Source organism: Mammaliicoccus sp. J-M40 (genome assembly GCF_022386395.1).
Taxonomy (GTDB): Bacteria; Bacillota; Bacilli; order Staphylococcales; family Staphylococcaceae; genus Mammaliicoccus; species Mammaliicoccus lentus.
In genome coordinates this window covers 240,474-263,121 of record NZ_JAJNIQ010000002.1, presented here as the reverse complement: position 1 = coordinate 263,121, position 22,648 = coordinate 240,474, and the positions used below count along the sequence as shown (strand labels likewise).

Here is a 22,648-nt window from a genome sequence, read left to right as displayed (position 1 = left end):
ATCACGTTAATCCAACTAAACATACTTTTATTGGATTTTCTATGACATTAATCCAATTACACACCTTCTTATTGGATTTTCCATCACGTTAATCCAACTACACGCCTCTTATTAGATTTTCTATCACATTAATCCAACTACAATAAAAAAAATATTACTGTCCTTATATATAACGAAACAAGCTGGGACATAAATAAATGTCTCAGCTTGTTATTTTTTATAAATAATCTTTCAAAGTATTTTTGCTAATAATTGTTTCTTCAACAATTTCTATTTGCTCTTCGTTCTCTACTTCTACTTTGATTTCTTCTATTTCAGTTTCTTCTGTTTCTATTTGGTGTGCTTTGTTTTCGGATTTACTATTTTGTTGTATTGTTGGTTCAATTTTCACATTATCCAATTTACTTTCTTCATCAACAAATTCAGCATCTTCTGCTGTTAACTTTGTAATTTCTCCTTTAGACAATCGTCTTAAGACAAAATATTTACAGCCAAAGTTACAGTATTCAAGTAAATAATCTTGTATAGATGAAAATCGTTTATTGGCATCACTTTTCTTATTAGAATCATAATAAAAGCCTTTTAAGCGTAATTGCTCGTATCCATAATCACCGACTATAAAATCATATTTATCTAAGATTTCAGAATAACGCGCTGCAAATCTTTCTTCATCGAATGATTTTTGGTCATCTTTTATTACTTCAAAATAGTCTTGTCCTATTTTAGTTAACATTAAATCACCTTATTAGTTATTAAGTGCTTGTTCACCTAGTATATGCTTTCTTTTAGCTGCTTCATTAACTTGCTCATCAGCATGATAAGAACTACGCACCATTGGGCCTGCTTGACAATGTTTAAATCCTTTTTCCATTGCTACTTTTCTAAGTTTACCAAATTCTAAAGGTGTATAATATTTTTGAACTTTTAAATGTTTACGAGATGGTTGTAAATATTGTCCAATCGTCATAATATCTACATCATTTGCACGTAAATCATCCATAGTTTCATATATTTCTTCGACAGTTTCACCTAAACCAACCATTAAGCTTGATTTAGTAGGAATATCTGGATACATTTCTTTAGAACGTCTTAAAAATTCTAACGTACGATCATATTTAGCACGCGCTCTAACTCTTGGAGTTAAACGTCTTACTGTTTCAATATTATGGTTTAAAATATCTGGTTGAGCAGCCATTAGCGTTTCAAGTGCTTCATAGCTACCTCCCATATCTGATGGTAAAATTTCAATAGTAGTATAAGGATTTAATTCTCTTACTTTACGAACTGTTTCTGCATAAACATTTGAACCTGCATCTTTTAAGTCATCTCTAGCAACTGCTGTAATAACAACATGCTTTAAATTCATCAATTGAACAGATTCTGCTACACGTTGTGGTTCTTCTAAATCAAGTTCATTCGGTAGACCAGTTTTAACAGCACAAAAACGACAAGCTCTTGTACACACTGCTCCTAAAATCATAAATGTAGCGGTACGTCTTTCACCCCAACATTCATGAATGTTTGGACATTTTGCTTCTTCACAAACAGTATGAAGATTCTTTTCTCGCATCATTTTTTTCAAGCCAGTGTAGTTTTTGTTAGTGTTTAACTTAATCTTTAGCCAATCCGGTTTACGTAATATTTCTTCATTTTTAGTAGCCATATACGTGAACACCCTTCTATTAGTATTTTCATCTTCGTACATTATACCGAAAATAGTTACAAATGAAAATCCCATTTACATTTACTTTTCAATTTGTAATAATTTTTGTTCAAAAATATTTCTTAAGAACTCTGGCATAATATAATTTATTTCCATATCTTTCAGTATAGGGAAATATCTTCCGAATGTATACATATCGATTGTGCCCAATTTATAATATTGATTATCTTGAACTTCTTCGCCTTTTACAAAACATTGTCCTGTCGACTCAATGTAGCCGATATTTTTAAATACATATCCTCCAAATATATCTCCTCTAAATCCAAACCCAATTGCCACTTCATCAATATAAGATTGTTCCATCGCTTTATATATGATTTGTTTGAGTTCAGTCCCTTTGAGATCAATCGTAGCTGTATTAATAGGATGAGGTAACATTTGATGAATATCAAATTCTGTTAATTCATTACCAGACTTCTCTTTCACTATAAGGCCTGCATTTATAATCGCACAGTCTGCTTCAGTAAATTCTAACACACTTTCACAAAGCAAATCTGTTGTATAACTTGCACTATTTAACCTTCTTGGCAAAGAAAAACTTCTATTTAAAACTGGTCTGTTGAGCAAGGTTCTGCCCTTTTCTTCATAATCATTATTAACGTGTTCTAATTCATCACTATTTAATATATGCGCTTCTTTTTTTATAATTCTTTTATTTTTTATTTCTAAATCTACTTGACCTACATAATGTCCGTACTTTCCAGCGGCAGCCATCAACACGCCATTCTTCATTTCACCATTTTCAAAATAGTGATGTGTATGCGCTCCAAAAATAATATCAATTTCAGGACATTCTTCACATAATTGCTCATCAAAGAATATGCCAACATGACTAAGAACCAATAATACATCATAATCCCCTTCAACTTGAGCTATTTCATTTTTTAAAGCAAGTAATGGCGTCGTGACTTTCCAGCCTAGAGTTTCATAAAAATGATTAAAAGGAGCAGTCAAACCTATCATGCAGATTTTTAATCCGTTCACTTCTTTAATAATATGTGAAGTGATGTTACGTGGTAATTCACCTTCAAAATCAAATAAATTACAGCATGTTATATCAAATTTTGCATCATCGTATAATCGATTTAATGCATCATGAGAAATAGTCATACCCTCATTATTACCGATAGTCGCAACATCAACCCCGCTATCGTTTAATATTTTTACGTTTTCTGTACCTTGTGAAGCTTCAGTTAATGGATGAAATAAATCTATATGATCACCAATATCAATGTATATCGTGTCATGATTAATGTTTTTTCTTTGTGTTTTAATGTACTTAGATATTTTAGCGTATGTATCTAAATGGCTATGAATATCGTTCGTATGGAATATCGTGAGTTTCACAAGTTCAACTCCTTAAAGAATACTTTTTACAATCAAATATATACCTAAAATTAACATCGTAAATCTCAAAATTAAAACAACTGTATCTGATTTAATTTTACTATTAATTCTCACGCCTATTTTGGCCCCAAAATAACTAGAAATAATCAATACAATCGCGTGGACCCATAATACGTTTCCTTGAACAACGTGACTGACTGAACTAGAAAAACTTGAGAAGAATATCATCATCATACTTGTTCCTACAGCTACATGTGGTGGGAACTTAAATATAATAATCATAAGTGGCGTCATTAAAGCACCACCACCTATTCCAAATAAACCCGTTGTTATACCTACAATAAATGAAGAAATAATTGCTACAACTGGTGGAATACCATATCGATGTTCTTCTCCATAGCGATCTGTAAATGATTTCATATATTTCTCTTGTTGAAAATATTTAATAGGTTTAACGCTATTTCTAATCATTAAAATGATAGAAATAATAATAAGAAATATACCGAAATATAAATTAAATGAATCTAACGTTAAATATCTACTTATATATGCACCAATTAGCGCACCAGGAATAATACCTATTAAAAATATTAAACCATTTTTAACATCTACTTGCTTTGTTTTTAAATAACCTAATGTAGCTGTTAATCCTGTAGTAATCAGAATTACTGAAGAAGTACCAATTGCTCTTTGAGGTGTCATTCCAGATAAAAGTTGATGGTCTATACCAAAATAAACAAGTGAAGGTACTATAATAATACCCCCACCGATGCCTACTAGCGCACCGATAATTGCTGATAAAGCACCGATTAATATTAATACAATATATGCCACATCGTCACCTCTAAAATAGTTTTAGTTGTTTAGGAGCTAAACCTTCATATTTAATATCTAATAAATCTTGGTAAGTTTTAGCATTTTGTGCAGCATGACCACCTGAATTATTATTAAATACTACGTATACGTCTTTCGCTTTATGATTCAAAATTTTGACTTTATCACTTAATTCTTTCAATTCCGCTTCATTATAATTATATAAATAACGAACATCTCGCCATTCTTGATCAGTCATATCTTTTTTAGTCCAACCGTTAACATTACGCCCATGATAACGCACAAAAGCAATATCATGAGTAACTCGGTTCACCATAGGTATTGAACCTTCTCCACTTTGAGGCTCATCACATACACTATGGATAAAATTCATATCTGTTAAAAATTCCAAAGTGTATTCTTTTACATCATTTTGAAACCAAGTTCTGTTTCTAAATTCTATACATACATCAAATTCTTTTAATTGTTCACGAACATACCTTAAATAATTAATATTTTGTGTTTGTAAATCAAACCAAGGCGGAAACTGAACAAGAATCATCGCTAATTTACCCGAAGCTTTCAAAGGCCTCATAGAATCTTTAAATAAATTAAATAATTCTTTCTTGTCTTCAGCAAATTCTTTCGCATCAGCATGACCTGTCAAAGCTTGGTGAATTTTAACAACAAATCTAAAATTCTTTGGCGTTTCACGAATCCACTTCTCAATATTTCTTTGCGGTTGAATTGCATAATAAGTCGCATCCAACTCCACAATAGGAAAATGAGAAGCATAAGCTTTTAATTTATCTTTTTTATTAGAAAGATCTGTGTATAAACTATCATGATCTCCCCAACCCGTTAGCCCAATTTTTATCATATTTTATCACCATATTCATCATACCATATAGCGTATTTATAGTTCAGTCTGTATGATTAAAACGATATAAAAAAAGACTAAGACATTTTTCTTATGTCTTAGTCTTATAAAATATTAGTTTCAATTACAAATTATAATTTTTTTATGTAATCATCAATATTATTAATATTGATTTATCTTCTTATCATATTCATTTTCAGAAATGTATTCTATATGATAAACCCATTTCCCTTTATGTCTAATTTTTACATATTTTTGAGAAGGATCATATCCGGTAAAAGTTAATAAATAACTATTTCCACGTCCCTTTTCATCATAAGACTGAATATCTTCATATCTTTGCGCGTCTACTAAAGCCTGACCTCTTAATTCCTCAATATTTTCATGATTAGGTACTTTTGCATAGCTCAACTGTTCTTTGACGAATGGGTTTAATCTATCCAATTTATCATTCGTATACATAGCGAAATACACAGCAATACATGAAAATAATAAAACTAGAAGAACAACAACAAATTTTCTTTTTACCACTGACTTCACCTCGTCTCAAATTCTTTAAGCATTATCTCATTTTCTTTTTAATCTATATTAAAAAGAATATAATAAATTCATAATATTCTGTCAATAAGGTTTTATACATTTATTTCCATAGAAAACCCCCGCCATCTTCTTGTTGATGGTGGGGGTTTGTGTTATATTTTACTTAGTCAAGATACCTTGCATAAACTTATTAAATGATGGCCGTCATTGGGTAATGTTTATGTTTAAGGTATTTTTTCTTTTTTATTCCCCATATTTATACCTCCTATTTCAATTTTAATACTTGTCCGATTTGTATCACATCTGATGTTAATCCGTTTAATTTCTTTAATGTTGCTACTGTAACACCTGTTTTTTGACTAATTCCCCACAGTGTATCTCCGGCAACAACTGTATACGTTGATGGTTTACTTCCAATCGCTGCTCCATGAATGGCTTCTGCTAATGATTTTGTATATGCGTTTAGGTTGTTCTTAATAGCATTCATATCTTTAGTCGAAGTAATGAACCCTAATTCTACAAGTCTATAGTTGATATATTCTGCTTTTGCAACGTTACAATTTAATAGGTCACTTCTCTCTGTAATACCTCGAATTGTACCAACATGCTTTTTAACGGCTGCTTGTAATGCTTTGTCGATATTATCTGGCGCTAATCCACTCGGTATAATAACATGCCCTCCTGTTGCGGATGCCGACGCTGAATCTAAATGAAACTCTACTACGATTTCATATCCTTGCGATTTAACCCAATACAGCCCATAATCTGTCTTGTTACCTACTTGTTGTCCGTATGCTGTATCTTGATACATATCTTGGTCTTTACCATACACTGCAACATTATTACCTGCTTGTTTTAAGTAGTTTGCTACTCTATCTACAATATTAGCTCTAATAAAATCTCTTTCATTTGTTCCATTTCCTACTGCTCCTGGATCGTTATAACCGTGACCTGCAACTATCATAATTTTTTTACTCATTTTAACTTCTCCTTTATTTTTAGATTGATCTAATTTTTGATTTAATTTTGTAATGTCATAATTTTCTATCGGTATACCACTACACACTCTTGATACTTCACTTGTAATGTCTGTTCCTTTTTCTCTTAATTGAATATGCAAATGTGCACTCATAGGGTTATCGTCATAGTTTGTATCGCCTTGTAAGCCTATGATATTTCCTTGTATCACTTTATCTCCTTTGGAAAATTTCAAAGAATCTCTTTGCATATGACCGTAAATCCAGTCGTTTCCATTGCTATCTCGTATTTCCATCGTCCCACCAAAATTACCGAATGGTTCGCTTAAAATAACTGTTCCACTTGCAACTGCAGGTATTTCGTCAGTTTTATTATTAAAAACATCAAATGCTCTGTGATACCCACTGCAAAATGCATCATAGTTTATACCATCTTCTACATAATTTCTATAACCATAATTCTTTGGATAATCATCAAATGTTCTTGGATCTGATGATATTTCCCATCCTTTCTTAGTTAAATATGATATCGCTGTTAACATATAATCATCCTTTACATTTTTATTTTTTTCCTGATTCTTTCAAAAACTTTTCTTGCGCTCTAGATTGATTAGTTATAATGAATGTATTTTTCCAAATACCGTATAAAACAAACAATATTGGAACACCTGTATTAAATACATTCATCCATGCATTTAACTTATCTGGGCTTAACCATTCTATATAAATGCCTGAAGCGTTTAAGGCTAAATATACTGCGCCTAAAAATCCACCTATCATTGCAATGAATTGTTTAACTTTATCTAAATCAACTCCTAACCCCCTTTCATCTTCTGAATAATTCAAATCTACTTTGTTTGTTTTGAAGTTCATTTTAACCATGTCTATCACCTCCTTGGTTACACTATAGTATAACTTTCGGTTGACGTCAATAACTTTTGGTTATATTTTTTATTTTTTATTTGAATTAATATAACTATTGGTTATAATAAAGTTATAAAACATTTAAGGAGCGGGAAGCTTATGGTGTCTGAAAATAAACTCTCGGAACAAATTAGTTTATTAAGAACAAAGAATGGATGGACGCAACAGAAGTTAGCAGACGAACTCAATGTTTCAAAACAATCCATTTCTTATTGGGAAACAGGAAGAAAAGCACCAAAGATGAAGAAAATAGAAGAAATGGCTAAATTGTTTAATGTAAGTGTCAGTTATATATTAGACGGGGAAACAAAACAATCTTATAACTCCACTGCAGAAACAATAGCTGCACATTTAGATGGGGAATTATCAGAAGAAGAGTTAAAAAAAGTATTAGAATATGTAGACTTTTTGAAGCATCAAAACAAATAATCTATATTTAATAATCGATTACTATGGTGGGGATATTTTGAATAGATATGAAAAAACACTGATCAATAATGAACACATCGTCATAAAAGAAACCAATCATCTTCCAAAGGATATGAAAGGTTTATATGTAGATGGATTAATTTTGTTGAAAGACAATTTATCAGACAAAGAAAAATTAGAAGTTCTAGGTGAAGAGTTAGCCCATCACGATATTACATATGGAGATATATTAGATACTAACGAATTATGGAAATGGAAGTTTGAACATAAAGCAAGACGACTTGGCTTTGAAAAGATTATTCCTTTACAGAATATTGTTCAAGCCTACCAATCTGGCGTGCATAATAAATATGAATTAAGTAATTATTTAGACGTATCAGAAGGATATATTGACGAGGTATTAGAACATTACCAACAAAAATATGGGTTAAGCACGTGGTATGAAAACTACTTAATTAAATTTAATCCCTTACAAGTATTTGAATATAAAGAAATCAATTAAAAATAATAGCCCTAACTCGTTGAATTTAATAAACGAATTAGGGCTTTTTAATATATTCATTTTTTGAAAGTTAAAAACTTACCACTCAGCAATACTTCCGTCTTTATGTCTCCAGACTGGATTATGCCAATCATGACCTTTTTCAGCCATTTTTCTAACAAGGTCTTCATCGATTTCTACACCTAAGCCTGGACCTTTTGGAATTTTGACATAGCCATTATCAAATTCAAATACTTCTTTATTTTTGATGTAATCTAAAATATCGCTACCTTTATTATAATGAATACCTAAACTTTGCTCTTGAATAAATGAATTATGACAAGTAGCGTCCACTTGTAGACATGAAGCTAGCGCTATAGGACCTAGTGGACAATGCGGTGCTGCTCCAACATCATAAGCTTCAGCCATAGATATAATTTTTTTACATTCTGTTATACCTCCAGCGTGAGATAAGTCAGGTTGAATGACATCAACATAGCCACTTTCTAAAATTGGTTTAAAGTCCCATCTTGAGTATAGTCTCTCGCCTAAAGCTATAGGAATACTTGTTGTCTGACTCATTTCTCTTATCGCTTCTATATTCTCACTCAATACAGGTTCTTCTATAAACATCGGATTAAATTGTTCTAATTCTTTTGCTAACACTTTTGCCATTGGTCTATGTACTCTACCATGAAAATCAATACCAATGCCTAGGTTATTGCCAACCGCTTCTCTAATCCCAGCTACTCTTTCAACAACACTTTCAATTTTATCGAAACTATCTATATATTGTAATTCTTCTGTCGCATTCATTTTAATAGCTGAAAATCCATTCTCATACGCTTTTTTAGCAGCGTTAGAAGTATCTATCGGTCTATCTCCACCTATCCAAGAATAAACTTTCATGGAGTGCCTACAAGCGCCTCCCATTAATTCATGAACTGGTGCATTATAGTATTTACCTTTTATATCCCATAAAGCTTGATCAATACCAGAGATGGCACTCATTAATATCGGGCCGCCTCTATAAAAGCTACTTCTATACATCATATTCCAATGATCTTCGATATTTAAAGGGTTCTCTCCCATTAATTGTTGCATAAACTCATGTACAGCTGCTTTTACTGTTGCTGCTTTACCTTCTATTACTGGTTCGCCCCAACCAACGATTCCTTCATCCGTTGTAATTTTTAAAAATAACCAACGTGGTGGCACTTGAAATAATTCATAATCAATAATTTTCATTTTATGCACGTCCTTTTTTCAAATGTACAATATCACTAAATTGTTTTGCTGTTTCTTCTAAATTTTTATAATATTCTTCATTTGCTTCTAATTTAGTATTCACTAAAGAACTACCTAATCCAACGCCAACAGCGCCAGCTTTCATAAATTGCTCAATATTATTTAAATCAATACCACCCGTCGGTAACAATGGAATTTGTGGTAAAGGGCCTTGTAAATCTTTAATATATTCTGGCCCCATAGATGTTGTAGGAAATACTTTAATAATATCTCCACCATACTCATATGCATCTAAAATCTCAGTAGGAGATAATGCACCTGGTATGCTCACTGCCCCATATTTTTTAGTCATTTGTATTGTTTCTTTATTCAGTGTTGGCGATAAAATAAACGTAGCTCCACTCAATATCGCTAGTCTTGCTGATTCTGCATCTAATACTGTGCCTGCACCAACAACGACTTTATCCTTCATCTCAGTAGCAACTAGTTCGATAGATTCTAAAGCTTTAGGAGAATTCATTGTGATTTCAATTGCTCGAATACCTGATTTATATAAACTTTTAACAATTGGTAAAATATCATCAGGCTTTGCGTTTCTTATGATTGCTATAATTTTAGTTTCTTTTATTGTATTTAAAGTGTCCATTTTGACAGCTCCTTATCTAATAACATCATCTGTTTTATCTTGATTTTTGAATTGCTCAAGTTCATTCTTACTTGGCAATCCTTCTACATCACCTTTGACCGTAGTAACGAGAGCACCTGCATTACATGCTTGCTCCACAGCATCATGTAATGATAATCCGTTAATAAATCCTGCTATATATCCAGCTGCAAAACCATCTCCAGCACCTACAGGGTCAACTACTTCTATTTCTTTAGATGCTTTCGCATAACCAGATTCATTTCGGGTTTGATAATACGCACCTTTTTCTCCTAACTTTACAATAACTGTTGAAGGTCCTAAAACAACAATATGTTGAGCGATTTTATCTTCAGATTTCTCATTAAATAAAAATTCTCCTTCACTTATACCAGGTAAAACAATATCACTTAAAGAAATAATATTGAGTAAAGTTTCTCTTGCTTCTTCTTCGCTCCATAACTTTAATCTTAAATTTGGATCAAAAATAACTTTTAAACCTAGTTCTTTAGCGACATTAATTAAATAAAGAACAGCTTCTTTACAGTTTTCACTTAATGCTGGTGTAATACCTGTTATATATAAATATTTAAATTGTGATATATAACTTTTATCAATATTATCTTTTGACATTATGCTAGCAGCTGAATCATTTCTATAATAATGTACATGTGTTTGGTCATATCGTGCCTTTTCTTTAAGGAAAATGCCTGTGCGTGCTTCATCAGTCAATTTTACTGAATCTACATTAATACCCTCACCTCTCACGAATGAAAGTATTCTATGTCCTAATTCATCGTTACCAAGTTGACTAATCCATCCAGTTCTTACACCAAGTTTTTCTAATCCAATAAGCGTATTCGTTTCCGCTCCAGCTATATGAGTAGAAAAGTCACGAGCATAGCGCATTGGTCCAACTTCATTTGGAGAAAAAGCAATCATCGTTTCACCTATCGATAATACATCCATTATTCTAATCCTCCTTAAATATTAATAACCATCTGCGTTATATAAGCGAGCTGATAAACCACCATCGATAACTAAGTGCTCACCTGTCATCATTTCAGAATCATCTGAAGCCAAGTATTGAGCTAATTTGCCAATATCTTCTGGTTCGTTAATTCTTGAAGTAGCATGTAAATCTAAGACACCTTGTCTAACTTCCTCTTCATTATCCATTGAATCAAACCAATTTTTTAAGTGGGCAGTATTTGTAAATCCAGGGCAAATAGCATTTACTCGAATATTATATTTACCTAAGCTCAACGCCATTCCTCTTGTCATACCATTTACACCACCTTTAGCAGCGGCATACATGTCTGTATCAGGTAATGTAGCGATTGAATGGTTAGAAGAAATATTAATAATAGAACCACCGTTTTGTTTTTTCATTTCTGGAATTACGTGTTTTGAGCATAAGAATGTACCTCTTAAGTCGATATTAATAATTGAATCCCAATCTTCTACAGTTGCTTCTTCAATAGATTTAAATACCGTGATACCTGCATTGTTAACAAGCGTATTAATTTTTCCATAATGCTTCACTGTTTCTTCTACCATATTTATTATACTTTCTTCTTTAGAGACATCAGTTTCTACAAAATATGCATCTCCACCATCTTGAATAATTTCTTCAACCGTTTCTTTACCAAAATCTGCATCAATAGTAGCTACTACTATTTTTGCTTCTTTATGACCCAATTGCTTAGCAATACCTTTTCCTATACCTTTTCCTGATCCTGTTACTATTACGACTTGTTCGTTTAAATTAGCCATTATAAATCCTCCCTATTTTTATTTATTTGGTTTTGGCAAAGTAAATATGTCTTCAACAATTAAAGAAGCTGCACCTATCGTATACAAATTCTCACCTAGTGCTGATGTAATGATAGGTGTTTTTTTAGCTTCTTCACCCATTACCTTAAATTGAATAACTTCTTTAATAATCGGTAGTAAAATGTCACTGATTTTAGTTAAGCTACCTCCTAACACAATAAACTTAGGTCCGAACAAATTGATTAAAATTGTAAAACCTAATCCTAAATTTCTTCCAACTTCTTTTGCTATATCGATGCAAAGTTCATCACCTTTGTTTACTGCGTTATAAAAGTCATCTATATTCAAGTCATCAATGTTTATATTCTGCATTGAAAATACATTACTTTCACCTAATTTCAATTTACGTTTTAACATTTTCAAAATAGCTGTTTCAGATGTAAACGTCTCTAAGCAACCATAATTCCCACATGAACATAATGGACCATCTGGATCGATTGTTACGTGCCCAATTTGACCCGTTACATGATGTGTACCTTTAAATATGGAGCCATTGTTGATAATACTTGCGCCCACTCCATAATCTACCAGGACTGAGATGAAATTCGTTTCATCTTTTCCTTGGCCAAACCACATCTCCGCCAGTGCAGCGCTATTACAGTCATTATCAATTATTACTTTGAGTTGTGTTATGCTTTCTAGAATCTTTTTAATCTCAATATTTTCCCAACCTAAATTAGGTGCAAAAATATTCTTACCTTCTTTAGTATCTACAAGACCATGCATTCCAACACCTATACCTAATACTTCAATTTGTTTTGCTTTATACTCATTTGCAATTAATTTAATTTGCTCACCTAAATATTCAATGGTTGAATTTGGATCCTTTTGCTTGTTCATTTCTATTTGAATTTGATCTAATATTTCAGCCTTCAAATTACTTACGATAATTTTTGTTGAGTAAGCACCAATTTCTAAACCGACTATAACTTTCTTCTCTTTATTAATATCTAACGGTATAGGCTGTCTACCTCTTACTTTTATTTCAGAAGGTTTTTCTTGAATCCATTGTTCTTCAATCAAAATAGAAACTATTTCAGATACAGACGGTCTAGATAAGTCAATCTGTTTAGCTATTTCCACTCTAGAAATAGGTCCATATTTTTGAATTGTTCTTAAAACGAGTTGTTTATTATAATCTTTCATCAAATTCACATTAATTCTTGATGAATCTTTCATAGCCGTCCTCCATTACCTTCAGTAATCTACAATAACTATTAATATGTTAAATAAAATATTTTTCACTTGATTTTCTATCTGCAAAGGCTTACATTTAATATTAAATCAGATTTAATAATTAAAAACAAGTATTTAGTTATTTGAGATAATTAAATCTGACATTTGTCTTTAAATATTTAAAATTTTGGAGGTTATTAGAATGGGAACAAGCAATTTTCGAACAAAGTTAATATTCTTCCTAGGAGCTTTAGGTGGATTGCTTTACGGTTACGATACAGGCGTAATTTCAGGCGCTTTACTATTCATAAAAAATGACATACCACTTTCAAGTACTGCTGAAGGATTTGTCGTTAGTTCAATGCTTATCGGGGCTATATTTGGTGCCGGTTCAAGTGGACCATTATCAGACAAGCTTGGACGACGTAGACTTGTGTTTATAATAGCAATCGTATTTATTGCTGGTGCGCTATTACTTGCAGGTGCACAAAACTTAAGCATGCTTGTTATAGGTAGATTTATAATCGGGTTAGCTGTAGGTGGTTCTTCAGCAATCGTTCCGGTATATCTATCAGAAATGGCTCCTACAGATAAAAGAGGGTCGCTCAGTTCTTTAAACCAATTGATGATAACAATTGGTATACTTGCTTCATATCTTATAAACTATGCTTTCGCAGATATGGAAGCTTGGAGATGGATGGTTGGACTAGCTGTTGTACCATCAGTTATCTTAATGATTGGTGTATACTTCATGCCAGAAAGTCCAAGATGGCTACTCGAACATAAAAGTGAAAAATCAGCTCGTAAAGTTATGGGTATGACGCGTAAACAAAAAGAAATTGATAAAGAAATTGACGAAATGAAAGAAATTATAGACATTTCAGAAAGTACTTGGACTGTATTGAAATCAGTATGGTTAAGACCAGTACTCATAATTGGTTGTTTATTCGCTCTACTACAACAAATAATCGGTATTAACGCAATCATTTATTATGCACCTACTATCTTTACAAAAGCAGGTTTAGGAGATTCTACTGCAATATTAGGAACAGTAGGAATAGGTTCAGTAAACGTGATTGTTACAATCTTTGCTATTCAAATCATAGATAAAATAGATAGAAAGAAACTATTAATTACTGGTAACATAGGTATGGTTGGATCATTACTTATAATGGCAGGATTAGTATGGACAATCGGTCTTGGTTCAACAGTTGGTGCTTGGATTATTGTAGCTTGTCTAACACTATTTATTGTATTCTTCGCATTTACTTGGGGACCAATATTATGGGTAATGCTACCAGAATTATTCCCAATGAGAGCTAGAGGTGCTGCTACAGGTATAGCAACATTATCACTATCAATCGGGAGCTTATTAGTAGCTCAATTATTCCCAATACTTACGTCAGTATTAAGTATTGAGCTAGTGTTCTTAATCTTCGCAGTAATCGGTATTTTAGCTATGATATTTGTTATTAAGTATCTACCAGAAACAAGAGGACGTAGCTTAGAAGAAATAGAAGTAGACTTAAGAAATAGAACATCATCTACTAAATTATCAGAAGTAGATTAATATTAAAGTTTTGAAAAATGAAGAATAAGCTTTAGAGTTTCGGATAAAAATCCCAACTCAAAATAAATAAGCATATCACTTAACTGATTATTTCAGTTTGAAAGTGATATGCTTATTTTTTATATAATATACGATTTTGTACACGCATGCTTGCCTAGAGTATGGTTCGAGACTGTAGTCTCTCACTCACACTATTTCCTCAGGCGTCAGCACTTTACAAAATCGTAGAAAATATCGCTCTAACAGGCTTGTTTACTAGCACTTGCTCGTTAGAAAATGTAACGGGCTTGTCTCAAATTTCTTGCACATTAAAGTGATGTATCATATATATTTAATGTGAAATTACATTATAATTATGCAAGATATTGTGCTAACGGGCTTGTTTATTAGCACTTGCCCGTTAGAAAATGTAACGGGCTTGTCTCAAATTTCTTGCACGTTAGAGGCTTTACCTTCTTCTTATCCATCATAAACAATAAGCTACTCGCACTTATAAAACAAAACCCCCTCACCAATTAAATTGGTAAGGGGGTTTGTCGTTATATAATTAACCGATTGAACCTTCCATTTCGAATTTGATTAGACGGTTCATTTCTACTGCGTATTCCATTGGTAGTTCTTTTGTGAATGGCTCAATGAAGCCCATTACGATCATTTCAGTTGCTTCTTCTTCTGAAATACCGCGGCTCATTAAGTAGAATAATTGTTCTTCAGATACTTTAGAAACTTTCGCTTCGTGTTCTAATGAAATGTTATCATTCATAATTTCATTATAAGGAATTGTATCTGATGTTGATTCATTATCCATAATTAAAGTATCACATTCAATGTTAGAACGAGCACCTGTAGCTTTACGGCCAAAGTGTACTTGTCCACGGTAAACTACTTTACCGCCATTTTTAGAGATTGATTTAGATACAATAGTTGAAGATGTGTTTGGTGCTTTATGAATCATTTTAGCTCCAGCATCTTGAACTTGTCCTTTACCTGCAAGTGCTATAGATAATGTCATACCTCTAGCGCCTTCTTCAAGTAAGAAACATGATGGATATTTCATAGTTAACTTAGAACCTAAGTTACCATCGATCCATTCCATCGTACCATTTTCATAAACAAACGTACGTTTTGTAACTAAGTTATAAACGTTGTTTGCCCAGTTTTGGATTGTTGTATAACGGCAATATGCGTCTTTTTTAACAATGATTTCAACTACTGCTGAGTGTAGTGAGTTTGTTGTATAAACTGGAGCAGTACAACCTTCTACGTAGTGTACTGAAGAACCTTCGTCTGCAATGATTAAAGTTCTTTCGAATTGACCCATATTTTCAGAGTTAATTCTGAAGTAAGCTTGTAATGGTGTTTCAAGTTTTACACCTTTAGGTACGTAAATGAATGATCCACCTGACCATACTGCTGAGTTTAATGCTGAGAATTTGTTATCTGCTGCTGGAATTACAGAAGCAAAGTATTCTTTGAATAAGTCTTCGTTTTCACGTAAAGCTGAATCTGTATCTTTAAAGATGATACCTTGTTCTTCTAAGTCTTTCTCCATGTTGTGGTATACAACTTCTGATTCATATTGTGCAGATACACCTGCAAGATATTTTTGTTCAGCTTCTGGAATACCTAATTTATCGAAAGTGTTTTTAATTTCTTCTGGTACTTCATCCCATGAACGTTCAGAACGTTCTGATGGTTTTACATAATATGTGATTTCATCAAAGTTTAATTCTGATAAATCGCCACCCCACATTGGCATTGGCATTTTATAGAATTGTTTTAATGATTTCAAACGGAAATCTAGCATCCATTGTGGTTCATCTTTCATTTCAGATATTTTTCTAACAATTTCTTCTGTCAAACCTCTACCTGAACGGAAAATAGAAACGTCTTCATCATGGAAACCATATTTATAATCTCCAACTTCTGGTGATTTTTTAGCCATTTTCTTCACTCCTCTTTTATTATAGCTTACGCCCAATCTTCAAAAGTTACTGGTCATCTTCTTCTTTTGTGCCCTTTTCAAATGCTTTCCACGCTAAAGTCGCGCATTTAATACGTGCTGGGAACTTAGACACACCTGATAAAGATTCGATATCACCCATATCATCTGTGATCTCATAAGATTCTCCTAGCATCATATTAGAAAACTCTTGACTCATGTGTAATGCTTCTTCGATGGTATGACCTTTTACCGCCTCCGTCATCATTGATGCACTAGACATTGAAATAGAACAACCCTCACCTTCAAACTTAGCATCTTTAATAACATTATCTACTACATCTAATGTTAAGCGGATGCGGTCCCCACATGTTGGGTTATTCATATCTATCGTCATGGAACCATCTTCGATAGCTCCTTTATTTCTAGGATTTTTATAATGATCCATAATCACAGAACGATATAGTTGATCTAAATTATTAAAATTCATAAGAGAAAAACTCCTTCGTTCTATAGAGTGCCTGAATTAACTTATCAACATCTTCAGTAGTATTATATACATAGAAACTAGCACGTGCTGTAGATGATTGATTTAACCATTTCATTAGCGGTTGTGCACAGTGATGTCCAGCTCTAACAGCTACACCTTCAGAATCTAGTGCTGTTGCTAAATCATGTGGATGAACACCTTCAACGTTGAACGTAATCAAACCAGCTCGCTTTTCAGGTGAAGGTCCGTAAATTTCTAAACCTTCTATTTTAGACATCTCATTATATGCGTAATTAACTAGCTCATATTCATGTTGATGAATTTCTTCTAAGCCTAATTCATCAATGTATCTAATTGCTTCAGCAAATCCGATAGCTTCAGCTATAAGTGGTGTACCTGCTTCAAACTTAGTTGGTAAGTCTGTCCAAGTTGCATCTTCTAATCCTACAAAATCAATCATGTCTCCACCAAATTCAATTGGTTCCATTTTATCAAGTAAATGACGTTTACCGTATAGTGCACCAATGCCGGTTGGACCTAGCATTTTATGTCCACTGAAGCTAAAGAAGTCCACATCTAAATCTTGAACGTCAACTTTCATATGTGGAGCTGATTGTGCGCCATCAACTGCAATTACTGCATCATGTTGATGTGCAACTTCAGCAATATATTTAACATCATTTATCGTACCCAATACGTTTGAAACATGTGTAACTGCAACAATTTTTGTATTATCCGTTATCGTGTTATCAATTGCTTCTTTTTCAAGTTCGCCACTGTCAGACATCGGAATAAATTTTAATGTTGCACCAGTACGTTTAGCAAGTTGTTGCCAAGGGACGATATTAGCATGATGCTCCATTTGAGTCACGACAATTTCGTCACCTTCAGAAACATTTGCGTCTCCGTAACTATGTGCAACTAAGTTAATTGCTGTAGTTGTTCCTCTAGTAAAAACAACTTCTTCAAAGTATCGAGCGTTGATAAATCTTCTGACTGTTTCACGTGCTTTTTCATAAGCATCCGTAGCAAGCGTTCCAAGTGTGTGCACACCACGGTGTACATTCGAATTATATCGATTGTAGTAATCTACAATAGAATCCGTTACTTGTATCGGCGTTTGACTTGTGGCAGATGAATCTAAATATACAAGTTTTTTACCGTTTACTTCTTGCTCTAATATTGGAAAATCTTTTTTTACTTTTTCTACATTAAATGTTGATTCGGCCACATTATCAGACCTTTCTGTGCCTATTTTTATATTTGCGTTGTTACTTTAGTTTCAATAACTTCACGTAATTGACGTTTAACGCCTTCAATTGGCAATGCAGAAACAACTGGGTCTAAGAAACCATGTATAACTAATCTTTCAGCTTCTTCACGAGAAATACCTCTACTCATTAAGTAGTATAGTTGAGTAGGGTCTACTCTACCTACTGATGCTGCGTGTCCTGCAGTTACATCGTCTTCATCAATTAATAATATTGGGTTTGCATCTCCACGTGCTTTTTCAGAAAGCATAAGTACACGTGATTCTTGTTGTGCATCTGCTTTTGTTCCACCGTGTTTAATGTAACCAATACCATTGAAAATAGATGAAGAACTATCTTTCATTACACCATGTTTCAAGATATGACCATTTGATTCTTTACCATATTGAATAATTTGAGTTGTGAAGTTTTGTTTTTGTTCACCACGACCAACTACTACTGTTTTTAAGTTACAGTTTGAACGATCGCCCATTAAGTATGTTGTATTATCATTAATAGTGCTACAGTCATTCATTAAACCTAATGCCCAGTCGATAGTAGAGTCTGCTGCTGCAATACCACGACGGATTATGTGTCCAGTGAATCCTTTATCCATGAAATCAACTGTACCGTAAGTTATTTTAGAATTAGCTCCAGCAATAACTTCAGATACGATATTTAATTGATTATCGTTAGAAGAAACAGTTGATAAATAGTTTTCAACGTATGTTACTTCTGCACTTTCTTCAGCCACAATGATAGCGTGATTGAAGAAACTCGCATCGCTATCGTCATGTAATACTACATATTGGATAGGATCTTCTACTACTACATTTTTAGGAACGTAAACGAATACCCCACCATTAACTAATGCAGCATGTAGTGCAGTTAATCTATGCTCATCTACTTTAACAGCATCTGTCATAAAATATTTTTGAACTAAATCACTGTTTTCAATAAGTGCAGTTTTTAAATCTTTAATTACAACACCTTGTTCAGTTAATTTATCATCTACTTTTGTAAAAGCAGGTGTATTATTATGCTGAACGATTAGATTTTTAGCATTTTCAGTATCGATAATTTTTTGAACTGATTCAGGTAATTTATCGATAGACTCAAATGTATCACTTTCAACAGTGTGAGATTTGAAAGAATCAAAATCCCATCTGTTTATTTTTGTTTTATCTGGTTTAGGCATTTCTAATTGTTCTAACTTTTGAAAACTGTCTTTACGTAAATCAGTCATCCATTGTGGTTCATTTTGAGATGCTGAATAATTTACTAAATCTTCAACGCTAATGTTTAACTTTGTTTCAGTTGCCATTTATACTCCTCCTACTTGACTATAATTCTTATATATTATTCAGCGTTAATTGTTTCGTCTTCAATATCAAGCTCTTCTTTAATCCATTCATACCCTTCAGCTTCAAGACGTCTCGCTAATTCTTCGCCACCTGATTTAACCACGCGACCTTGCATCATTACGTGTACGAAATCTGGTGAAATATAATTTAATAGTCTTTGATAGTGAGTGATGATTAAGCAACCAAAGTTGTCACCACGCATATTGTTGATACCTTTAGATACTACTTTTAATGCGTCGATATCTAGACCTGAGTCAACTTCGTCTAAAATACCGAATTTAGGTTCTAACATCATTAATTGAAGAATTTCGTTACGTTTCTTCTCACCGCCAGAGAAACCTTCATTTAGGTATCTTTGAGCCATGTCTTGATCCATATCTAATAAATCCATTTGTTTGTCTAATTTCTTGATGAATTGCATTAAGTTGATTTCATCGCCTTCTTCACGTTTAGCATTGATTGCAGAACGTAAGAAGTCAGCGTTTGTAACACCAGAAATTTCTGATGGATATTGCATTGCTAGGAATAAACCTGCTTGAGCACGCTCATCAACTTCCATTTCTAATACATCTTCACCATCTAAAAGGATTTCACCTTTAGTTACTTCATATTTAGGGTGACCCATAATAGCTGATGATAAAGTTGACTTACCAGTACCGTTAGGTCCCATGATTGCATGGATTTCACCTTGTTGTATTGTTAAGTTTACTCCTTTAAGAATTTCCTTGCCTTCTATTTCTACGTGTAAATCTTTGATTTCTAATTTTGATGCCATGTTTATTTCCCTCCAGAGAATTTATTCACATTTTAAAAAGATAACCCTACATTATCTTTTCTAGTTTATAATAATTTTAATGTAACGTCAAAGTTTGTTATGTTTCTTTACTCTTATTATTATAACGTAGTTATATAGGCAATCAAACACTTACGCTCACTTTTTATTATAAAACCCTATTATTACAAGGGTTTAAGCGAAATATTTTTTAAATGATAATAAAATGATTTCATTCTCAATTTATAAATATTCTATTTGAAAGGCCTCAGTAAGCATTTTTTATTTTTTTATAATATAATTATAATAATTAGAGATATAAATTTAGGAAGGATTTTAAATATGAAACGATATGAACAATTTTCATTTGTAATTAGTGCGATATGCGCTTTTATACTATTACTCAATCTAGTCAATGTTATTAATTTGAGCAGTTTAATAAATACTTTACTTACTATTTTAACGATAGTTACGATAGCCACATTTAATATTAGAAATTCTAAATTTATCGGCTTGATTTTATATGCTATTGCCGCTTTAATGCTTGTATTGTACCTTGCAAATGAATTATTTTAGAATAATTTTAAAAAATCAGGAAAAATTCTACTGAAGAAAGAATTTTTCCTGATTTTTGTCTTCAATTATATTTTATTCATATATACGAAAAGTTTGTCCTGATTGTATTCCTTCTACGCTTTTCAAATATGCCTTTGCTGCTTTACTTGCTGGTACTGCGTTAAAACCTTTAAAGAAATCACCATAATCTTCAAGCGCTTCTTCGATTACATTAGGACTGACGTTATTAATTCTTAAATTCCGTTTTAATTCAAAGGCAGCAGATTTAACAAATGCTTCTATACCACCGCCGGCCATCGCTGAAGAAACGCCCCCTTTTATTGGATCATCCATAATAACGCCCGTAGTCAAAGTAAAGCTTCCTCCATCATTTATATAATGTTGGCCTATAAGTACTAAATTGATTTGTCCCAATAGCTTACCTGTTATAGCTACCTCATTTGATTCTGGTGTTAACTCACTTAAATCATCAAAATTCGCTGCTCCTGCAGTAGAGACTACAGCATCTATATTTTCGATTTGTTGAAACATGAGTTTGATATCCTCTACGTTTGTCATATCCATTTGGTAATCACCTGAATTACGTCCAACTTTTATGACTTCATGACCATTTTCTTCTAATTCAGTTACAACGGCTGAACCTATCGTGCCATGTGCTCCAACTAGTATTATTTTCATGTTTATCCACCTTTGTTTTAAGTCTTAAATGTAGTTTATTAAACCAACAAAGTAATAACAAGAAAGATGCATAGCGTAAATCATGAGACGTTTAACCAAACTATTTAGAATAAAAAAGCCCGAGACATATATAAATGTCCCGGGCTAATTCTTATATCATTATTTTGCTTCGATTACTGCACCATCGTATTTTTCTTTGATGAAGTCTTTAATTTCTTTTGATTGTAAAACTTTCATTAATGCTTTAATTTTTTCATCGTCTTTATGACCTTTTTGTACTGCGATTAAGTTAGCATATGGTGAATCTTTACCTTCAACTGCGATTGAATCTTTTAATGGATTTAACCCTTGTTCAATTGCATAGTTAGAGTTGATAATTGTTGCGTCACCTTCATCTGCTTGATAAGATTTTGGTAAAAATTCAGCTGCTTGTTTGTTATTGAATTTTATATCTTTTTTATTTTCAGCGATATCATCGAATGTAGCATCTACTGGATCAACGCCATCTTTAAGTTTAATTAATCCTTCTTTTTCAAAGAATGATAAGAAACGTCCTTCTTCAGCTGGGTTATTAGATACATATACTGTTGCACCTTTTGGTAAGTCAGTTAATTTTTTATACTTCTTTGAATATACTGCCATTGGTTCGATATGTACGTTACCTGCAGATTCTATTTTGTAACCTTTATCTTTAGATTCAGTTTCTAAGTATGGTGTATGTTGGAAGAAGTTTGCGTCTAATTCACCTTTATCTAATAATTTATTTGGTGTTGTGTAGTCATTAATCGTTTTAATTTCTAACTTGTAGCCTTCTTTTTCAAGAATTGGTTTAGCTTCTTCTAATATTTCTGCATGTGGTGCTGGAGATGCACCGACTTTAATCGTTTCTTTTTTATCTTTATCTCCGTCTCCTCCGCCACAAGCGGCCAATACAACTGTCAATATTGAAACAAACAATAGTCCTAGAACTTTTTTCATTTTAAGGCACT

General features: G+C 32.7%; 22 protein-coding genes and 1 pseudogene. 3 read left to right on the top strand and 20 right to left on the bottom strand.

What is annotated here, in order from left to right; genetic code table 11:
- Window positions 1-367: 367 nt before the first annotated feature.
- The 8 genes and pseudogenes from LQ688_RS03940 to LQ688_RS03905 all read right to left on the bottom strand — a co-directional run.
- Window positions 368-733, bottom strand: a pseudogene (locus LQ688_RS03940) (YutD family protein); the annotation flags it as partial.
- A gap of 12 nt (window positions 734-745) precedes the next feature.
- Window positions 746-1,663, bottom strand: coding sequence for a lipoyl synthase (gene lipA, locus LQ688_RS03935; RefSeq protein ID WP_016999764.1), 918 nt, complete (start codon window positions 1,661-1,663; stop codon window positions 746-748).
- Window positions 1,664-1,744: 81 nt separating this feature from the next.
- Window positions 1,745-3,070 carry a bifunctional metallophosphatase/5'-nucleotidase gene (locus LQ688_RS03930; RefSeq protein ID WP_239724019.1) on the bottom strand — a complete coding sequence of 442 codons (1,326 nt, stop codon included), beginning with the start codon at window positions 3,068-3,070 and terminating at the stop codon, window positions 1,745-1,747.
- 12 nt (window positions 3,071-3,082) lie between these two features.
- On the bottom strand, window positions 3,083-3,904 hold the full coding sequence (locus LQ688_RS03925; protein WP_016999762.1) for a sulfite exporter TauE/SafE family protein: 822 nt from the start codon (window positions 3,902-3,904) through the stop codon (window positions 3,083-3,085).
- Between the two features lie 10 nt (window positions 3,905-3,914).
- Window positions 3,915-4,763, bottom strand: a complete 849-nt coding sequence (locus tag LQ688_RS03920; RefSeq protein WP_016999761.1) for a DUF72 domain-containing protein — start codon at window positions 4,761-4,763, stop codon at window positions 3,915-3,917.
- A 162-nt stretch (window positions 4,764-4,925) separates the two neighbouring features.
- On the bottom strand, window positions 4,926-5,294 hold the full coding sequence (locus tag LQ688_RS03915) for a YxeA family protein (RefSeq protein ID WP_016999760.1): 369 nt from the start codon (window positions 5,292-5,294) through the stop codon (window positions 4,926-4,928).
- Window positions 5,295-5,568: 274 nt separating this feature from the next.
- Window positions 5,569-6,822: an N-acetylmuramoyl-L-alanine amidase gene (locus LQ688_RS03910; protein WP_064211456.1), complete on the bottom strand. Its 1,254-nt coding sequence runs from the start codon at window positions 6,820-6,822 to the stop codon at window positions 5,569-5,571.
- 19 nt (window positions 6,823-6,841) lie between these two features.
- Entirely contained in the window at window positions 6,842-7,162 is a 321-nt protein-coding gene (locus LQ688_RS03905) for a phage holin (protein ID WP_218707442.1), read from the bottom strand.
- 141 nt (window positions 7,163-7,303) lie between these two features.
- Here LQ688_RS03905 and LQ688_RS03900 point away from each other — a divergent pair, with 141 nt between their 5' ends.
- Entirely contained in the window at window positions 7,304-7,633 is a 330-nt protein-coding gene (locus LQ688_RS03900; RefSeq protein WP_026023660.1) for a helix-turn-helix transcriptional regulator, read from the top strand.
- A gap of 37 nt (window positions 7,634-7,670) precedes the next feature.
- Complete coding sequence (locus LQ688_RS03895) at window positions 7,671-8,135, top strand: ImmA/IrrE family metallo-endopeptidase (RefSeq protein ID WP_016999757.1); 465 nt, start codon at window positions 7,671-7,673, stop codon at window positions 8,133-8,135.
- Window positions 8,136-8,213: 78 nt separating this feature from the next.
- Here LQ688_RS03895 and dgoD read toward each other — a convergent pair whose 3' ends face one another.
- The 5 genes from dgoD to LQ688_RS03870 are packed head-to-tail and all read right to left on the bottom strand — an operon-like array spanning window position 8,214 to window position 13,020.
- The gene (dgoD, locus tag LQ688_RS03890) at window positions 8,214-9,362 is read right to left on the bottom strand and encodes a galactonate dehydratase (RefSeq protein WP_016999756.1); all 1,149 of its coding nucleotides are present in this window, start codon (window positions 9,360-9,362) and stop codon (window positions 8,214-8,216) included.
- Between the two features lies 1 nt (window position 9,363).
- On the bottom strand, window positions 9,364-10,008 hold the full coding sequence (locus LQ688_RS03885; protein ID WP_016999755.1) for a bifunctional 4-hydroxy-2-oxoglutarate aldolase/2-dehydro-3-deoxy-phosphogluconate aldolase: 645 nt from the start codon (window positions 10,006-10,008) through the stop codon (window positions 9,364-9,366).
- Window positions 10,009-10,020: 12 nt separating this feature from the next.
- Window positions 10,021-10,974 carry a sugar kinase gene (locus LQ688_RS03880; protein WP_239724014.1) on the bottom strand — a complete coding sequence of 318 codons (954 nt, stop codon included), beginning with the start codon at window positions 10,972-10,974 and terminating at the stop codon, window positions 10,021-10,023.
- 21 nt (window positions 10,975-10,995) lie between these two features.
- Window positions 10,996-11,781, bottom strand: a complete 786-nt coding sequence (locus LQ688_RS03875; RefSeq protein WP_135021386.1) for an SDR family NAD(P)-dependent oxidoreductase — start codon at window positions 11,779-11,781, stop codon at window positions 10,996-10,998.
- An 18-nt stretch (window positions 11,782-11,799) separates the two neighbouring features.
- Window positions 11,800-13,020, bottom strand: a complete 1,221-nt coding sequence (locus LQ688_RS03870; protein ID WP_239723961.1) for an ROK family transcriptional regulator — start codon at window positions 13,018-13,020, stop codon at window positions 11,800-11,802.
- Between the two features lie 199 nt (window positions 13,021-13,219).
- Here LQ688_RS03870 and glcP point away from each other — a divergent pair, with 199 nt between their 5' ends.
- A complete protein-coding gene (gene glcP, locus LQ688_RS03865) occupies window positions 13,220-14,587 on the top strand; it encodes a glucose transporter GlcP (protein WP_016999751.1) in 1,368 nt (455 codons plus the stop codon).
- A gap of 547 nt (window positions 14,588-15,134) precedes the next feature.
- Here the strand turns inward: glcP and sufB are convergent.
- From sufB to LQ688_RS03830, 7 genes are all read right to left on the bottom strand, one after another.
- Complete coding sequence (gene sufB, locus LQ688_RS03860; protein ID WP_017000941.1) at window positions 15,135-16,532, bottom strand: Fe-S cluster assembly protein SufB; 1,398 nt, start codon at window positions 16,530-16,532, stop codon at window positions 15,135-15,137.
- Window positions 16,533-16,578: 46 nt separating this feature from the next.
- Complete coding sequence (gene sufU, locus LQ688_RS03855; protein WP_064211459.1) at window positions 16,579-17,019, bottom strand: Fe-S cluster assembly sulfur transfer protein SufU; 441 nt, start codon at window positions 17,017-17,019, stop codon at window positions 16,579-16,581.
- Window positions 17,009-18,274 carry a cysteine desulfurase gene (locus tag LQ688_RS03850; RefSeq protein ID WP_174700894.1) on the bottom strand — a complete coding sequence of 422 codons (1,266 nt, stop codon included), beginning with the start codon at window positions 18,272-18,274 and terminating at the stop codon, window positions 17,009-17,011. The genes sufU and LQ688_RS03850 overlap by 11 nt, the downstream gene beginning before the upstream one ends.
- A gap of 2 nt (window positions 18,275-18,276) precedes the next feature.
- Window positions 18,277-19,593 (bottom strand): Fe-S cluster assembly protein SufD, encoded by a 1,317-nt coding sequence (sufD, locus tag LQ688_RS03845; RefSeq protein WP_017000938.1) that lies wholly within the window; start codon window positions 19,591-19,593, stop codon window positions 18,277-18,279.
- Between the two features lie 35 nt (window positions 19,594-19,628).
- A complete protein-coding gene (sufC, locus tag LQ688_RS03840; RefSeq protein ID WP_017000937.1) occupies window positions 19,629-20,408 on the bottom strand; it encodes a Fe-S cluster assembly ATPase SufC in 780 nt (259 codons plus the stop codon).
- A gap of 645 nt (window positions 20,409-21,053) precedes the next feature.
- Window positions 21,054-21,659 carry a short chain dehydrogenase gene (locus LQ688_RS03835; protein WP_103268583.1) on the bottom strand — a complete coding sequence of 202 codons (606 nt, stop codon included), beginning with the start codon at window positions 21,657-21,659 and terminating at the stop codon, window positions 21,054-21,056.
- Between the two features lie 159 nt (window positions 21,660-21,818).
- Window positions 21,819-22,637 (bottom strand): MetQ/NlpA family ABC transporter substrate-binding protein, encoded by an 819-nt coding sequence (locus LQ688_RS03830; protein WP_064204452.1) that lies wholly within the window; start codon window positions 22,635-22,637, stop codon window positions 21,819-21,821.
- Window positions 22,638-22,648 lie beyond the last annotated feature (11 nt).

Coding starts and splice junctions, on each gene's coding strand:
- LQ688_RS03910 (WP_064211456.1), bottom strand. CDS start 6,822: ATGTTAACAGCGATATCATATTTAACTAAGAAAGGATGGGAAATATCA.
- LQ688_RS03880 (WP_239724014.1), bottom strand. CDS start 10,974: ATGGATGTATTATCGATAGGTGAAACGATGATTGCTTTTTCTCCAAAT.
- sufD (WP_017000938.1), bottom strand. CDS start 19,593: ATGGCAACTGAAACAAAGTTAAACATTAGCGTTGAAGATTTAGTAAAT.
- sufU (WP_064211459.1), bottom strand. CDS start 17,019: ATGAATTTTAATAATTTAGATCAACTATATCGTTCTGTGATTATGGAT.
- glcP (WP_016999751.1), top strand. CDS start 13,220: ATGGGAACAAGCAATTTTCGAACAAAGTTAATATTCTTCCTAGGAGCT.
- sufC (WP_017000937.1), bottom strand. CDS start 20,408: ATGGCATCAAAATTAGAAATCAAAGATTTACACGTAGAAATAGAAGGC.
- sufB (WP_017000941.1), bottom strand. CDS start 16,532: ATGGCTAAAAAATCACCAGAAGTTGGAGATTATAAATATGGTTTCCAT.
- LQ688_RS03905 (WP_218707442.1), bottom strand. CDS start 7,162: ATGGTTAAAATGAACTTCAAAACAAACAAAGTAGATTTGAATTATTCA.
- LQ688_RS03870 (WP_239723961.1), bottom strand. CDS start 13,020: ATGAAAGATTCATCAAGAATTAATGTGAATTTGATGAAAGATTATAAT.
- dgoD (WP_016999756.1), bottom strand. CDS start 9,362: ATGAAAATTATTGATTATGAATTATTTCAAGTGCCACCACGTTGGTTA.
- lipA (WP_016999764.1), bottom strand. CDS start 1,663: ATGGCTACTAAAAATGAAGAAATATTACGTAAACCGGATTGGCTAAAG.
- LQ688_RS03900 (WP_026023660.1), top strand. CDS start 7,304: ATGGTGTCTGAAAATAAACTCTCGGAACAAATTAGTTTATTAAGAACA.
- LQ688_RS03830 (WP_064204452.1), bottom strand. CDS start 22,637: ATGAAAAAAGTTCTAGGACTATTGTTTGTTTCAATATTGACAGTTGTA.
- LQ688_RS03920 (WP_016999761.1), bottom strand. CDS start 4,763: ATGATAAAAATTGGGCTAACGGGTTGGGGAGATCATGATAGTTTATAC.
- LQ688_RS03875 (WP_135021386.1), bottom strand. CDS start 11,781: ATGGCTAATTTAAACGAACAAGTCGTAATAGTAACAGGATCAGGAAAA.
- LQ688_RS03885 (WP_016999755.1), bottom strand. CDS start 10,008: ATGGACACTTTAAATACAATAAAAGAAACTAAAATTATAGCAATCATA.
- LQ688_RS03835 (WP_103268583.1), bottom strand. CDS start 21,659: ATGAAAATAATACTAGTTGGAGCACATGGCACGATAGGTTCAGCCGTT.